Raw genomic sequence first — 12853 nt, 5'->3', positions numbered from 1 at the left:
GTGGCGGCGGAAGTGCCGGCGACGGGTGCGACGACGTACGCGCGGACGGACCGCGGGCTGACCGCGCTGCTGACCTCCGCGATGGCCTTCTCCATGCTGCAGCTGTTCCTGCTGGGCGCGCTCGGCCCGCGCCTCGTCGGGGAGTCGGGCATCTCGCCCACCGTGCTCGGCCTCACCACGACCGTCGGGTTCGGGACGGCGGCCGTGCTGTCACCGGCGGCCGGCCGGATCGTGGACCGCGTGGGTCCGCGCCGCTCGCTGGTCGCCCTGCTGACGGTGTCCGCCGCGGCCCTCGCGCTGATCGGGGCCGCGCCCGGCGCCGGCCTGCTGCTGGGTGCGGTCGCGCTGGGCGGCGTCCCGCAGGCGCTGGCCAACCCGGCCACCAACAAGGCGATCCTCGCGGCGGTCCCGCCGGCCCGGCGGGGCGCGGTGACCGGGATGAAGCAGTCCGGCGTGCAGCTGGGCGCGTTCGCGGCCGGTCTGCCGCTCGCGGCACTCGCGGGCGGGCTGGGCTGGCGCGGCGCGGTGTGGACCGCGGCGGGCGCGGCCCTGGCGGCCGGCTTGTGGGCGCGGGGCGCGCTGCCGGCCGACCCTCCGCCCCCCGCGGCGGCCGGGGCCCGTGCCTCGTACCTGCCGCGCGGCACGGTGGCCTGGCTCGCGGCCTTCTCGCTGTTCCTCGGCTGCGGCATCGCCTCGGTGAACACCTACCTGGCCTTGTTCGGTGCGCAGGAACTGGGCATGGGCCCCACGGCGGCCGGGGCCCTGGTCGCCGTGCTCGGCGTGACGGGCATCCTCGGCCGGGTCGGCTGGTCGAAGGCCGCCCGGCCGGGGCGCGCCGAGTGGCTGCCGGGGTGGCTCGCCGTCGGTGCCCTGGGCGCGGCGGTGCTTCTCCTGGCGGCCGTGGCGGCGGGTCCGCTGGTGTGGGTTGGGGCCGTTGCCGTCGGGGTGTTCGCCGTCTCCGGCAACGCCGTCACGATGCTGCTCGTCATGCAGCGGGCCGCGCCCGGACGGGCCGGCCAGGACTCGGCGCTGGCCGCGGCCGGGTTCTTCGCCGGCTTCGCGGCCGGGCCGCCGCTGTTCGGGCTGCTGGCCGAGAGCGGCCGGTACGGGGCCGGGTGGCTGCTGGTCGCGGTGGAGTTCGCGGCGGCGGGCGCGGTCGCGTTCGTCTGGGCCGTACGGGACCGCCGCGCACGGTCGGGGCCGGCGAAGTGACGCCGGGGGACTGGGCCGGCCGCGCGCTCGCGGCGGTCCTCGACCGGGCCGGGGTGACCGCGGCGGAGGTGGGCACCCGCTTCCCCCTGTACGCCGACCCGGGCGACGGGACCTGGCGGACGACCGGCCGCGGTTCCTGGGCCGGCGGTTTCTGGGCCGGGCTGCTCTGGCTGCGCGCCCGGCACACCGGCGACGGGGCCGACCGGCGGGCCGCGGCGGCGTGCACGGCCCGGCTCGCGCCCTGGGCGGACGCGGACACTGCCACCCGCGGCCTGATCTTCTGGTACGGGACCGCGCCGGCCGGGCCCGACGACACCGGGGCCGCGGACCTGCGTGACCGGGCCGCCCGCGCCTGCCTGGCCGCGTACGAACCCGGACCCGGCATGGTGCCGTGGGGCGGCGCCTTCGGCGGGCCCCGCATGCTGGCCCGGGTGGACGGAGTGCCCGGGATGGTGCCCCTGCTGGCCGGAGCCGGACCCGAGGGAGCTGCCGTCGCCGCCGCCCACCTGCACCGGCACCTCGACTTCTGCCTCGGTGAGGGGCCGCTGCGGGGGGAGTGGACCCACCCGGCCTGGAGTTTCGACAGCGCGACGGGCTGGGAGCCCCGCGCGGACCCGCCCCCGGACTGGAGCCGCGGCCATGCCTGGCTGCTGCTCGCCGTGGCCGACGCGCTGCTGCGCCCCGAAGCACTCGCGGGGCAGGAGTGGTTCGCGGCGGCGGCCGAACAGATGCTCTCCGAGGGGGAGTTCCTCACCGGCCCCCTGGTCGTGCCCGCCGGCACGGCCCGGCCGGACGGGCCGCTCGACACGTCGGCCGCCGCCATCGCCGCCGTCGCCCTGCTGAAGCTCGCCCGGGTGCCCGGGCCGAGGGCGGCGGCGTGCGCGGACCGGGCCGTGGCGATCCTGCGCCGCCTGACCGGGTCCCATCTCTCCGACGGGTCGGGCGGGCGGCCCCGCGGGATGCTGCTGGACGGCTGCTACGACGCCGGCCGGGGGCTGGCCCCCCGGCACGAACTCATCTGGGGCGACTTCTTCCTCGCACTGGGGCTCGCCTCCCTGGCCGGCACCGTCGACATCACCCGCGTGTAGCGGGCCGCGGCCCGTAGCCGCGCAGGACGCGGCGGGCCACCGAGGTGACGTGCAGCTCGTCGGGCCCGTCGAGGATGCGGGCCGCGCGGCCGGTGCGGAACAGCGCGGGCAGCGGGGTGTCGGGTCCCAGTCCGGCAGCGCCGTGGACCTGGATGGCCGAATCCGTGACCTGCTGGAGCGTGCGTGCGGCGGCGACCTTGGCGAGTCCCGTCTCGACGTGCGCGTCCCGCCCCGCGTCGAGCAGCGCGACCGCCTCGTGGACCAGGGGGCGTGTCGTGCGGATCGCGAGCAGGGCGTCGAAGACGTGCTGCTGGACGAGCTGGTGCCCGGCGAGCGGGCCGCGGGTGCCGCCCCGGACGGCGGCCCGCTCGCACATGAGGTCGAAGGCGCGCTGGGCCTGGCCGAGCCAGCGCAGGCAGCGCAGCGTGCGCCCGAGCTGCAGCCGCTCCCCGGCGATCGCCAGGGCCCGGCCGGGCGCGCCGATCATGTGGCCGGCCGGCACCGTGACCCGGTCGAGTTCGATCTCGTACTGGCCGGCCGCACCGAACACGGGGAGTTCGCGCACCACGCGGAATCCGGGCGAGGACGTGGGTACGAGCAGCAGCGACAGGCCCTCGCGGTCCCCGGCCGATCCGGAGGTGCGGGCCAGTACGGTGACCAGGTCGGCGCCCGCGGCCCCCGAGGTGAACCACTTGCGGCCCGAGACGCGCCAGCCGCCGTCCGGCCGCGGCTCGGCCCGGGTGCCGGTCAGGAACGGGTCGGTACCGGGCACGTCCGGCTCGGTCATGGCGTAACAGGCGCGCATCTCCCCCGCGACGAGCGCCTCCAGGTAGTCCGCACGGATCCGGTCGGTGCCGTGCCGTGCCAGCATCGTCACGTCGAGCAGCGGCGCCGACCCGAGCGCCGCGGGTCCGTGGTCGCTGGCCCCCTCGGCCTCGGCCAGGGCCGCGTACGAGCGCAGCGGCAGGCCGCCGCCGCCCAGTCCGGCCGGGAGCGGCAGGGCCCACAGGCCGGCTCGCCGCGCCTCCTCGCGCAGGTCGCGGAGTGCCGTGGCCGCGTCCCGGCCGCCCGCGTCGAGGACCGCCTCCTGCGGGAACACGCGGGACCGTACGAACTCCGCCACCGAGTCCCTCAACGACCCGTCGTCCGGGCCCTGTCGGGGGTCACTCGGATGGGTGCCGGTGTGCTGTGCCACTGCTCGTTCCTCCGTCCGCCCGGGAACCCGGGGGAAGCGCCGTCCGACTGTCTGTCCGGAGAAGGGGTCGGGCACCGGAGTCCGTGGGTTCCCGCCCTGCGAACGCCACTCGGGCAGCGGTCACCGCCGCGCCAGGAGGAGGAGAGGCATGACGTCACCGCCCACCACCGGGACGGTCCGGCCGCTCGGCACGCTCCGGTTCCGCACCTCGGGACCGGAGGAGATCGCCGGCGTCGTCGCCGGGCACCTGACGCTGCTCGGCGCCGAGCGCGAGGCGCCCGGCCCTGCCGACGCCGGGCCCCACGGCCCCGACGGACGCATCACGCTCGGCGGCGGCGGCTTCCGGCCCGCGCGGGCGCAGACCGCCTGGGCGGACCCGGCGAGCGGCCTGACCGACGAGGCCACCGTGCAGGCCGCGACCGGCATCATGGCGGTCCACGGTCGCCGCGACGGCCGTCCGCGCGGCCTGGCCGCGGACTACGCCGCCACGGCCACCGGAGTACTGACGGTCCAGGGCCTGCTCGCGGCCCTGGTCGGCCAGGCCCGCGGCGGACCGGCGGCGGACGTGACGACCCGAGCCGACCGGGCCGGGCTGCTCGCCGTGTCCCAGTACCTGGCGGCGGCCGGTGCCGAGGAGGACGAGGCGGCCGAACTCGCCCCCGGCGGGCCGCCCTTCACCTCCGCCGACGGTGTCCTCTTCGAGCTGGAGACCCTCGACCCCGGAGCCTGGGCGGCCTTCTGGCGTGCCCTGGAGGCCCCGGCCGAGGCGGTCCGGGCGGGCTGGCGGCCGTTCCAGTTCCGGTACGCGACCGCCTGCGCCCCCTTCCCGGGAGCCCTGCACGCGGCGACCCGCGCCCACCCCTGGGAACGGCTCCGCCGGGCGGCCGACGCCTCCGGCGCCGAGGTCTGCGCCCTGCACACCCTGGCCGACCGGGCCGCCGAGTCCGACGGAGCCGGCCCGTGGACGATCCGGCCCCTCGGGCCGGGACGCCCGGCATCCCCCCTCGTGCCGACGGCCGCGCGGCCGCTGGCCGGCCTCACCGTGCTGGAGGCCGGCCGCCGCATCCAGGCCCCGCTCGCCGCCCACCTGCTGGGCCTGCTCGGTGCCGAGGTGATCCGGATCGAGCCGCCGGGCGGTGACCCGCTGCGCGGCATGCCGCCCGCCTGCTCGGGCGTCTCCGCCCGCTGGCTCGCACTCAACCGGGGCAAGAAGGCCGTGGAGATCGACATCAAGGCCGCCGCCGACCGGCGCAGGCTGCGGGAGATGGCGGCCGGGGCGGACGTCTTCCTGCACAACTGGGCGCCGGGCAAGGCCGCAGGGCTGGCCCTGGACGCGGACGACCTCGCCGCCGTGAACCCGGCGCTGGTGTACGCGTACACCAGCGGCTGGGCCGACCGGCTGCCCGGCGCCCCGATGGGCACGGACTTCATGGTGCAGGCCCGTACCGGCACGGGCGAGGCCGTACGTCCCCGGGGCGAGCCGCCCGCACCGTCGCTGATGACCCTGCTCGACGTGCTCGGCGGGCTCCTCGGAGCCGAGGCCGTCCTCGCCGGGCTGCTCCTGCGCGAACGCGCAGGGCACGGCGTACGGGTGGACTCCTCCCTCCTCGGCGCGGCCGACACCCTCACCGCCCCCGCACTGCGCCGGGTCCGTCAGGGCCTCGGCCCGCGCCGGCCGGCCGGCTTCCGGCACCCGCTGCCCACCGCCGACGGATGGATCGCACCCGGCGACGCCTCCGCCGCGGCCGCCGGCGCCCACGACCTGCGGGACCTGTCCACCGAGGACGCCCTCGACCGGCTGCGCGGCCACGGTCTGGCGGCGGCCCGGGTCACCACCGACCTCTCCGGACTGCACCACGACCCGCGCTTCGCCGGCGCGATCAGCCGCGACGCGCACGGCGCCCCGGCCGTCCCCGACCCCTGGAGCTTCGCATGACCGCCGACAAGCCCGCACTGCACGACCTGCTGCCCGCCGGCCTCCGCCGTTCCTGGGTGGTGGACGGAACCTGCCCCGACCTCGACCTGTACAGCCTGTACCGGGCCCGCCAGATCGCCGGCCTGCACCGTACGGCCGTCCTCGATGCCAAGGGCGGGCTCTGCTACACCGCCCTGGACCGCAAGGTCCGCTGTCTGGCCGCCGGCCTCAGAGGGCTCGGCATAGGGGAGGGCGACGTGGTCGGCGTCCAGCTCCCCAACAACCGCAACGCGGTCATCGCCGACCTGGCCCTGGCCGCCCTCGGCGCGGTCGCGCTGCCCTTCCCGGTGGGCCGGGGCGGCCTGGAGGCCGAGTGCCTGCTGCGCCGGGCCGAGGCCGTGGCCGTCATCGCCGCCACCGAGTACCGGGGCGCGCGTCCGGCGGCCGACCTGCACACGCTCTCGGGCGCGCTGCCCGCGCTGCGGCACGTGATCGCCGCCGGTCCCGGCACCGCCCCTGAAGGAACGATTCTGCTCGCGCAGTTGCTCCGTACCGACCCGGCGGGCTTCTCGCCGGCCCGGCCCGATCCGGACTCCGCGGCCCGCATCCTGGTCTCCTCCGGTTCCGAGGCGGAGCCGAAGATGGTCGCCTACTCCCACAACGCGCTGGCCGGCGGCCGCGGCAACTTCCTCGCCTCGCTCATCCCGGACGGCACCCCGCCGCGGTGTCTCTTCCTGGTCCCGCTCGCCTCCGCCTTCGGGTCCAACGGCACGGCGGTCACGCTGGCCCGGCACGGCGGATCCCTCGTCCTGCTCGACCACTTCACCGCGGACGCGGCCATCGCCGCCATGCGCGAGCACGAACCCACCCACGTCCTGGGCGTCCCCACCATGATCCGCATGGTGCTGGAGCGGCTGGAGGAGACCGGGGAGAAGCTGCCCGCGCCGACCGCCCTGGTGCTCGGCGGTGCGCCGCTCGACGGCACGACGGCGGCCGCCGCGGCGGAGGCCTTCGGGTGCCCGGTGGTCAACCTCTACGGTTCGGCCGACGGCGTCAACTGCCACACGGGCCTGGAGAACCTGCTGCCGCCCACGGACGGCCCGGGCGTCGTGGCCGGGCGCCCGGACCCGCGGGTGGCCGAGATCCGCATCGCCGATCCGGACACGCACCGGGCCCTGCCGGACGGAGTGGTGGGGGAGATCCTCTCGCGCGGCCCGATGACCCCGCTGTGCTACGTGGGCTCCCCGGAATTGGACGCCCGCTACCGGACGCCCGACGGCTGGGTGCGCACCGGTGACCTGGGCTACCTCGACGGGGACGGGATCCTGCACGTGGCCGGCCGCCTGAAGGACATCGTCATCCGCGGCGGCGCCAACATCAGCCCCGCGGAGGTGGAGCGCGAACTCACCGCCCACCCGCAGATCCGGGACGTGGTCTGCGTCGGGGTCGCCGACCCGCTGATGGGCGAGCGGCTGGCCGCGTGCGTGGTGCCCAGGGGGAGCGAGGTGCCGACGCTCGTCTCGATCGGTGCGTTCCTCGCCGGGCGGGGGCTGGAGCCGCGCAAGCACCCCGAGCGGCTGCTGGTCGTCGACGCACTGCCGCTCACGGCCGCGGGCAAGCCGGACCGGGCGGCCCTGGCCGAGCGGGTGGCGGCGGGACCTCCGCAGGCTGGGCAGGCACCGGCCCCGCTCGCACAGGCCGGGTGACGGCGACGGGCCCGGCGGCACGGTGCCGCCGGGCCCGGTACGTCGGGGGCGCCGCCCCCGCACCGCTCGGGGCGCGCGCTCGGGGCCGCACCGCCGGGTCAGGAGCCGCCCATGGCCTTCTTCAGCTCGGCCGCCGCGTTCCGGTACACCGGCAGCAGGTCGAGGTCCTCCCCGGGATAGTTGACGATCCCCACCTGCTTCGCGCCCGAGCCGGGCAGCACCGTCCCGGTCGACATGTGCGCGTTGTCCAGGACGAGCGCGGGCTTCTTCGCGGAGAGCCCGGCGAGCTGCGCCGGGGTGACGGCCTCGGGCCCGTACGTACCCACCACCGTGGCCCCCGCCAGCTTCGCCGACCAGGCGGTGAAGACCTGGGTGACGACGGCCGGGCTCCTGCCGCCCGGCCAGGCCGCCCGGACCTCCCCGTTCAGCTGTGCGTACTCGGTGTCGAATCCGGACTTCCACTTCGTGGCGGCGTCGGCCGTGCCGAAGAGGGCGGCCAGCCTGTCGACCTCGGCCTTGACCTTTCCCGGGTCGTTGTCGAGATTGACCTCGACCAGCTTCGCCCCGGAGCCCGCGGCCTCCTTGATCTTCGCGGCGTACGGCTCGAAGGGCGCGTACAGAACGAAGTCGGCCCGGGCGACGGCCGCGAGGTCGGAGGGCTTCGGGTCGTAGTCGGGCGCGTGGTGCACGGACTGCGGCACGATGACCTTCACGTCCTCGGCGCCGGCGGCCCTGGCGAAGGCGCCCTCCCAGGTCGTGGTCACGACCACCACGGGCTTCCCGTCGTGCGGGTGCCCGTCGTCGTGGCCGTCCTTGACGGCTCCGTCCGACGCGTCGTTGCCGCAGGCGGCGGTCAGGAGCAGTGCCGCGCTCAGTGCGAGGAGGGAAGGGATGCGGACGCGGGTGCGCGCCATGAGCTGGTTCTCCGTTCGGGTGTGAAGTGGACGGCGAGGACCACGAGCCCCGCCGTCAGGACGAGGACAGGGCCGGGCGGCCAGTCCAGCCACAGGGCCAGGAGGAACCCCGTCAGGTTGACGGTGATGCCGATGCCGACCGCCCAGAGCGTGATCGACTTCAGCGAGCTGCCGAGCCTGCGCGCCGCGAGCGCGGGCAGCAGGGTCAGGGCGTCGACCAGCAGGGCGCCGGTCAGCTTGATGGCCCCGGCGACGGCGACCGCGACCAGCACCAGCAGTACGGCGGTCAGTGCCCGGACCGGAACCCCCGAGCACAGGGCCAGCTCGCGGTCGTACAGCAGCAGCCCGATGTCGCGCCGCCGCCACCAGAACAGCCCCGGTACGACGGCGGCCAGCACCCCGAGGACCACCAGGTCCGTGGCGCCGACCGACAGGATCGAGCCCCAGAGCAGGGCGAACGCCCCGGAGGCGTTGACCCCGGACACGGCGAGGAGGAGCAGCGCGGCGGCGATCGCCAGGCTCATCAGCAGGCCCATCGCCCCGGACAGCCCGTCGGGGGTCCGCGCGAGCGGGGCGACGCCCGCGCCGGCCAGGGCGCAGGCGGCCAGGGCGCACAGCATGGGGTCGATGCCCGTGAGCAGGCCGACCGCGATGCCGAGCAGGGCCACGTGCATCATGGCGAACCGCACCGGCATGATGTCGAGCCCGACGATGACCACCCCGACGACGGGCAGCCCGACCGCGGCCAGCAGCAGCGCGAAGCCCGCGCGCTGCACGGGGACCAGTTGCAGGAGCGCGCCGAGATCGGCGGTGGCGAGCGTCACCGGACCTCCCGCAGCCGCCCGGCGGCCATCTCCAGCACGCGGTCGCAGCGCTCCGCGAGCGTGCGGTCGTGCGTCACCACGACCAGTGTCACGGGGAGGGAGGTGAGGACGTCCGCCGCCTCCTCCCGGCCGTCGAAGTCGAGGGCGGCGGTCGGCTCGTCGGCGAGGAGCACCTGGGCGCCGGCGGCGACGCAGCCGATCGCGCGGGCCAGGTACATCCGCTGCAACTGCCCGCCCGACAGGGTGTGCAGGGGTCGCCCGGTCAGCGACCCGACCCCGAGCCGTGCCGCCGCGTCCGAGGCGTCCGCAGGAGCGGTGCTGCTCGCCAGCAGCTCGGAACCGAGCAGCGGGAACCGTCCGGCGGCCGGCTTCTGGGGGATCCATGCACAGGCCCGCCGCCGCCAGGCCCACTCCGCGGGCGACCGGGTGTCCCGGCCGCCGACCAGGAGGGAACCGGACACCTGCCGGTGGAGCCCGAGCACGGCGCGCAGGAGCGTGGTCTTGCCCGAACCATTGGTCCCGGTCAGGGCGACCCGTTCACCGGCCGCGATCTCCAGGTCCACGTCGGTGACGGCCTCCACCCGGCCGTGCCGGCAGGCCACCTTCCGCATGTGCACGTCCAGCCCGCCCATCGCTTCCCCACTCGTCGTCGCAGCAGAGAAGGGCGGGTGCCCGCCCCTCGCACCGCAGTAGTCGGACGGCGAGGCCGCCGGGTTCCCCAGGACCACGCTTTCGTTCGGGCCCCGTCCGGTGGCGTGATGAGCGGCCGTCGCCGCCGGCGCGGCCGGCTTCCGTGGCCGCCCCGCGGTACGGCCGTACGGTCCGCCGGCCGGTCCCGCTCGCCGTGCCGGTCCGTGACCGCCGTCCTACGCTCGGGGCGTGCGACGCCGCCCGATGCACCGGTCGACCGGTACACGGGTGAGCTGTGCGTGACGGCGTGCGCGGACAGGCCCCCGCCGGGCTGGGTGCTCGACGCCCTGGACTGCATCCCGTGCGACACGGCCCGGGGCAAGAGCGGCCGGGCGGACCGGCAGACCGTGGACCTGGTCGAGGCCGCCGTGCTCAAGGACCGCGTGGGCCAGGTGCCTCTGCACCGTGCCCCAGGGTCCGTCCGCCGGGCCACGGGAGCCACGGTGGCAGGAGGGTCCGGCGGTCCTGCCGGGCGGCGGACCGCAGGGGGCGAGGGCGTCGGGCGGGCTACTCCTCCTCGGCGGACCCGCCGGACTCGGCAGGCCCGCCGGACTGGCGGTCCTGGGCGCGCTTGGTCAGGACGAACGCTGCCGCCGCGGCGCTCGCGGCGAAGGCCAGCCCGAGCATCCACCGCTGGTCGAAGGCGTGGCCGCTGGCGTGGTCGAGGGAGTAGCGGCCCGGGCCGGCGAGGCCGATGGCGGCCGCCGTGAAGCCGAGGAACGCGGGGTACTCGAAGCCGCCGGCCTGCGCGAAGAAGCCGGCCGGGGCGTGGACCGACACCGCTCCCGCCATGGCACCGGCCGCCGCCGCGCCGGCCGCGGGGGTGGCGAGACCCAGGACGAGCAGCGCCCCGCCGCCTGCCTCGCCGAGTCCGGCGGCCAGCGCGCTGTGCTTGCCGGGCTTGAAGCCCATGTGCTCCATCGCGGCGGCGGTGCCCTCCAGGCCGCCGCCGCCGAACCACCCGAACAGCTTCTGCGTACCGTGTGCCATCAGCACCGCCCCGGTCCCGGCGCGGAGGGCCAGCAGGGCGAGGTCACGTCGGTTGATGCTGCTCATCTGAAGCTCCCTGGGGAGGGTGAGGGGATGCCGAAAGCATCCGTATCCCGTCCGGGCGGCTGCGCCCCGCACCTCGTGCAACGTCCGCCGAACGGGCCAGCCGGTCGCGTGTTGCGGCAATGTGGCGAGTTCGTGGCAGGCGCGGCCGGTTCCGGGAAGACGGCTCCACGGTGCCTACCATCGGGCGCAGGGCCACCGACCTCGTGCGGCCACCCGACCTCGTGCGTCAACCCGCGATCCGGACGGCGCGCGCCCGGCCGGCATACCGCCGGCCGCCCTCCCCTTCCCCCGTCGCGCTCCGTTCTCCGCAAGGACGCCTTCCGACATGACCGTTGCCCGTGCCATCGGAGTCGCCGACGCGCAGCCGCGTCTCGGCGAGCTGACCGTCGTCGACGTCCGCACTCCCGGCGAGTTCGCCACCGGCCATCTGCCGGACGCGCTCAACGTGCCGCTCGAACGGCTCGCGCAGAGCGCGCCCGGGCTGCGCGAGGCCGCCGGGCGCGGGCCGCTCCTCGTGGTGTGTGCCTCGGGAGGGCGTTCGGACCGGGCGGTCACGGAACTGGCCGGCCTCGGCATCGCCGCCTCCGGCCTCACCGGCGGCCTCCGCGCGTGGGCGGCCGCGGGCTACCCGCTCGACCGTCCCGCCGGGTCCGCGCGCGCCGTCTGGGCGATGGAACGGCAGGTCCGGTTCGCCGCCGGCGGCATCGTGCTGCTCGGCCTGGTCCTCGGGCTGCTCGTGCACCCGGCCTGCCGGCTGCTGTCCGCGGCGGTCGCCGCCGGACTCGTCTTCTCCGCGGTCACCGACACGTGCGGCATGGCGGTACTGCTCGGCCGGCTGCCCTTCAACCGCCGGGGCGGTGCCGCCCGCTGAGGGCCGCACCGCCACCGGCCGCACCGTCAGTCCCCGGTGCCGGGCCAGTCCACTATGCGGATCGCCGCGCCGGCGGCTTCCTTGCCGCGGCAGTGCGCGTGGTGCCGGCGGGCGATGCCGTCCAGGTCGAGGTGGGGTGCGAAGGCGGGATGTGCCGCCAGGCGTCGTGCGTACGACCACAGGCGCGGGTGGTCCGTGATGCGGTACACCGCCGCGGCGTCCAGGTGCCAGCGGTGTACGGTGTCCAGCTGCACCAGCGTCACCCACAACCGGACGTCGGCGGCGGTGAGTTCGTCGCCCAGGACGTACTCGCCGGTGGCCAGGCGGCGCTCCAGCGCGTCCAGTCCGTCCGCGAGGGTGGCGAGCGCGGCCTCGCGGGCCGGCCCGCCGGTGCGGGACTCGCCGGCGCGCTGCGCGGCCGCGTCGACGTGCTGCTCGCAGATCCGGGCGACGGCCGCGATCTCCTCCTCGGCGCCCTCCGGGTGCAGGCGGGCGCCGGAGTCGGCGCCGAAGCGCCGGGTCAGGTCCTGGAGGATGTCGGGGGAGTGGCTGCTGACGATCCGTCCGGTCCAGTCGTCGCTGAGGACCGGCGCCACGGCCGGTCCCGGGTACTGGTGGGACGTGGCCCCGTACAGCCGGCGCAGCGCCTCGTACCCGCCGCCGGGGGCGTCGGGCACGGCGGGCAGCACGGTCAGGGGGAGGACGTCCGCCAGGCCCAGCAGGCTGTGGGTGACGGCGATCCGCAGACACCGCGGACAGGACGGCGCGAGGTGGAGCCGGTAGCGGCGCGGCACGGGCGGGTAGCCGCTGCGCGCGTCACGGCCGATCCGGCTGCGGAAGGACGGGACGGCTTTCTGGGAAATGGCGGACATGCGTCTCCCTGGGAATGCTCGGTCACGGCCGTGAAAGACCGCACGCGCCGGATGCGGCGCGTGCGGGAAGGAGTTCCCGGGAGGCGACGAGCCCGGCGCGGACGGAGTGCGCCACGGTCGTCACCTCCCGGAGGTGTGGCATCGCGGGCTTACTTGGCGCCGAGTCCGGCGTCGGAGACCTCGGGCTTGCCGGCGGCCTTGAGGACCTTGTTGAGGAGGGTGAGGTCGTAGATGCCGGTGAGGTCGGGCTGCTTGATGAGCTTGGCCTTGACGGCCCATTCGGACTGGGTCTTCAGGGTCGCGGCGAGCGGGTCGTCGGTGATCTGGATGCTGGGCCAGGCGGGGTCGATGACCTTGGCGGCCAGTTCCTTGCCCGTTTCGGCCTTGAGGGCGGCGTTGGCGGAGGCCTTGGCCTTGTCGGGGTTGGCGTTGATCCAGTCGTTGGTCTTGACGGTGCCGCGCAGGACGGCCTCGACCACGTCGGCGTGCTCGGTGAGGAACTTCTGGGAG

Annotated in this window: 11 protein-coding genes and 1 pseudogene; 5 read left to right on the top strand and 7 right to left on the bottom strand. The window is 76.3% G+C overall.

Features of this window, described 5'->3' with window-relative positions; translation table 11 throughout:
- Nucleotides 1-81: 81 nt before the first annotated feature.
- Entirely contained in the window at nucleotides 82-1212 is a 1131-nt protein-coding gene (locus tag ACIQUQ_RS18910) for an MFS transporter (protein WP_403977408.1), read from the top strand.
- Nucleotides 1209-2300 carry a sugar ABC transporter permease gene (locus ACIQUQ_RS18905; protein WP_403977057.1) on the top strand — a complete coding sequence of 364 codons (1092 nt, stop codon included), beginning with the start codon at nucleotides 1209-1211 and terminating at the stop codon, nucleotides 2298-2300. The genes ACIQUQ_RS18910 and ACIQUQ_RS18905 overlap by 4 nt, the downstream gene beginning before the upstream one ends.
- On the opposite strand, the gene ACIQUQ_RS18900 is transcribed toward ACIQUQ_RS18905, so the two are convergent.
- Nucleotides 2287-3495 (bottom strand): acyl-CoA dehydrogenase family protein, encoded by a 1209-nt coding sequence (locus ACIQUQ_RS18900; RefSeq protein ID WP_403977055.1) that lies wholly within the window; start codon nucleotides 3493-3495, stop codon nucleotides 2287-2289. The genes ACIQUQ_RS18905 and ACIQUQ_RS18900 overlap by 14 nt on opposite strands.
- Before the next feature lie 148 nt (nucleotides 3496-3643).
- Between ACIQUQ_RS18900 and ACIQUQ_RS18895 the strand changes: the two genes are divergently transcribed.
- Both ACIQUQ_RS18895 and ACIQUQ_RS18890 read left to right on the top strand, forming a co-directional pair.
- On the top strand, nucleotides 3644-5431 hold the full coding sequence (locus ACIQUQ_RS18895; protein ID WP_403977053.1) for a CoA transferase: 1788 nt from the start codon (nucleotides 3644-3646) through the stop codon (nucleotides 5429-5431).
- Entirely contained in the window at nucleotides 5428-7116 is a 1689-nt protein-coding gene (locus ACIQUQ_RS18890) for a class I adenylate-forming enzyme family protein (RefSeq protein ID WP_403977051.1), read from the top strand. The genes ACIQUQ_RS18895 and ACIQUQ_RS18890 overlap by 4 nt, the downstream gene beginning before the upstream one ends.
- Nucleotides 7117-7214: 98 nt before the next feature.
- Here ACIQUQ_RS18890 and ACIQUQ_RS18885 read toward each other — a convergent pair whose 3' ends face one another.
- The 4 genes from ACIQUQ_RS18885 to ACIQUQ_RS18870 all read right to left on the bottom strand — a co-directional run bounded on the left by ACIQUQ_RS18885 (nucleotide 7215) and on the right by ACIQUQ_RS18870 (nucleotide 10600).
- Complete coding sequence (locus ACIQUQ_RS18885) at nucleotides 7215-8030, bottom strand: metal ABC transporter solute-binding protein, Zn/Mn family (protein WP_403977049.1); 816 nt, start codon at nucleotides 8028-8030, stop codon at nucleotides 7215-7217.
- A complete protein-coding gene (locus ACIQUQ_RS18880) occupies nucleotides 7988-8854 on the bottom strand; it encodes a metal ABC transporter permease (protein ID WP_403977047.1) in 867 nt (288 codons plus the stop codon). Before ACIQUQ_RS18880 ends, ACIQUQ_RS18885 begins: the two co-directional genes overlap by 43 nt.
- Nucleotides 8851-9486 (bottom strand): ATP-binding cassette domain-containing protein, encoded by a 636-nt coding sequence (locus ACIQUQ_RS18875; protein WP_403977045.1) that lies wholly within the window; start codon nucleotides 9484-9486, stop codon nucleotides 8851-8853. Before ACIQUQ_RS18875 ends, ACIQUQ_RS18880 begins: the two co-directional genes overlap by 4 nt.
- A 565-nt stretch (nucleotides 9487-10051) precedes the next feature.
- Nucleotides 10052-10600, bottom strand: coding sequence for a DoxX family protein (locus ACIQUQ_RS18870; RefSeq protein ID WP_403977043.1), 549 nt, complete (start codon nucleotides 10598-10600; stop codon nucleotides 10052-10054).
- A 325-nt stretch (nucleotides 10601-10925) separates the two neighbouring features.
- Here ACIQUQ_RS18870 and ACIQUQ_RS18865 point away from each other — a divergent pair, with 325 nt between their 5' ends.
- Nucleotides 10926-11471: a rhodanese-like domain-containing protein gene (locus ACIQUQ_RS18865; RefSeq protein WP_403977041.1), complete on the top strand. Its 546-nt coding sequence runs from the start codon at nucleotides 10926-10928 to the stop codon at nucleotides 11469-11471.
- Nucleotides 11472-11497: 26 nt separating this feature from the next.
- Here ACIQUQ_RS18865 and ACIQUQ_RS18860 read toward each other — a convergent pair whose 3' ends face one another.
- Together ACIQUQ_RS18860 and ACIQUQ_RS18855 are read right to left on the bottom strand one after the other, a co-directional pair.
- On the bottom strand, nucleotides 11498-12343 hold the full coding sequence (locus tag ACIQUQ_RS18860) for a glutathione S-transferase C-terminal domain-containing protein (protein WP_403977039.1): 846 nt from the start codon (nucleotides 12341-12343) through the stop codon (nucleotides 11498-11500).
- Between the two features lie 149 nt (nucleotides 12344-12492).
- Nucleotides 12493-12853, bottom strand: a pseudogene (locus tag ACIQUQ_RS18855) (sulfate ABC transporter substrate-binding protein); the annotation flags it as partial.

Origin of the sequence: Streptomyces sp. NPDC101118 (assembly GCF_044759445.1) — a bacterium.
Classification (GTDB): domain Bacteria; phylum Actinomycetota; class Actinomycetes; order Streptomycetales; family Streptomycetaceae; genus Streptomyces.
The sequence above is the reverse complement of the archived record's forward strand: the minus strand, read 5'-3'. Positions and strand labels throughout refer to the sequence as shown.

Coding starts and splice junctions, on each gene's coding strand:
- ACIQUQ_RS18910 (WP_403977408.1), top strand. CDS start 82: ATGGCCTTCTCCATGCTGCAGCTGTTCCTGCTGGGCGCGCTCGGCCCG.
- ACIQUQ_RS18890 (WP_403977051.1), top strand. CDS start 5,428: ATGACCGCCGACAAGCCCGCACTGCACGACCTGCTGCCCGCCGGCCTC.
- ACIQUQ_RS18875 (WP_403977045.1), bottom strand. CDS start 9,486: ATGGGCGGGCTGGACGTGCACATGCGGAAGGTGGCCTGCCGGCACGGC.
- ACIQUQ_RS18870 (WP_403977043.1), bottom strand. CDS start 10,600: ATGAGCAGCATCAACCGACGTGACCTCGCCCTGCTGGCCCTCCGCGCC.
- ACIQUQ_RS18885 (WP_403977049.1), bottom strand. CDS start 8,030: ATGGCGCGCACCCGCGTCCGCATCCCTTCCCTCCTCGCACTGAGCGCG.
- ACIQUQ_RS18895 (WP_403977053.1), top strand. CDS start 3,644: ATGACGTCACCGCCCACCACCGGGACGGTCCGGCCGCTCGGCACGCTC.
- ACIQUQ_RS18860 (WP_403977039.1), bottom strand. CDS start 12,343: ATGTCCGCCATTTCCCAGAAAGCCGTCCCGTCCTTCCGCAGCCGGATC.
- ACIQUQ_RS18865 (WP_403977041.1), top strand. CDS start 10,926: ATGACCGTTGCCCGTGCCATCGGAGTCGCCGACGCGCAGCCGCGTCTC.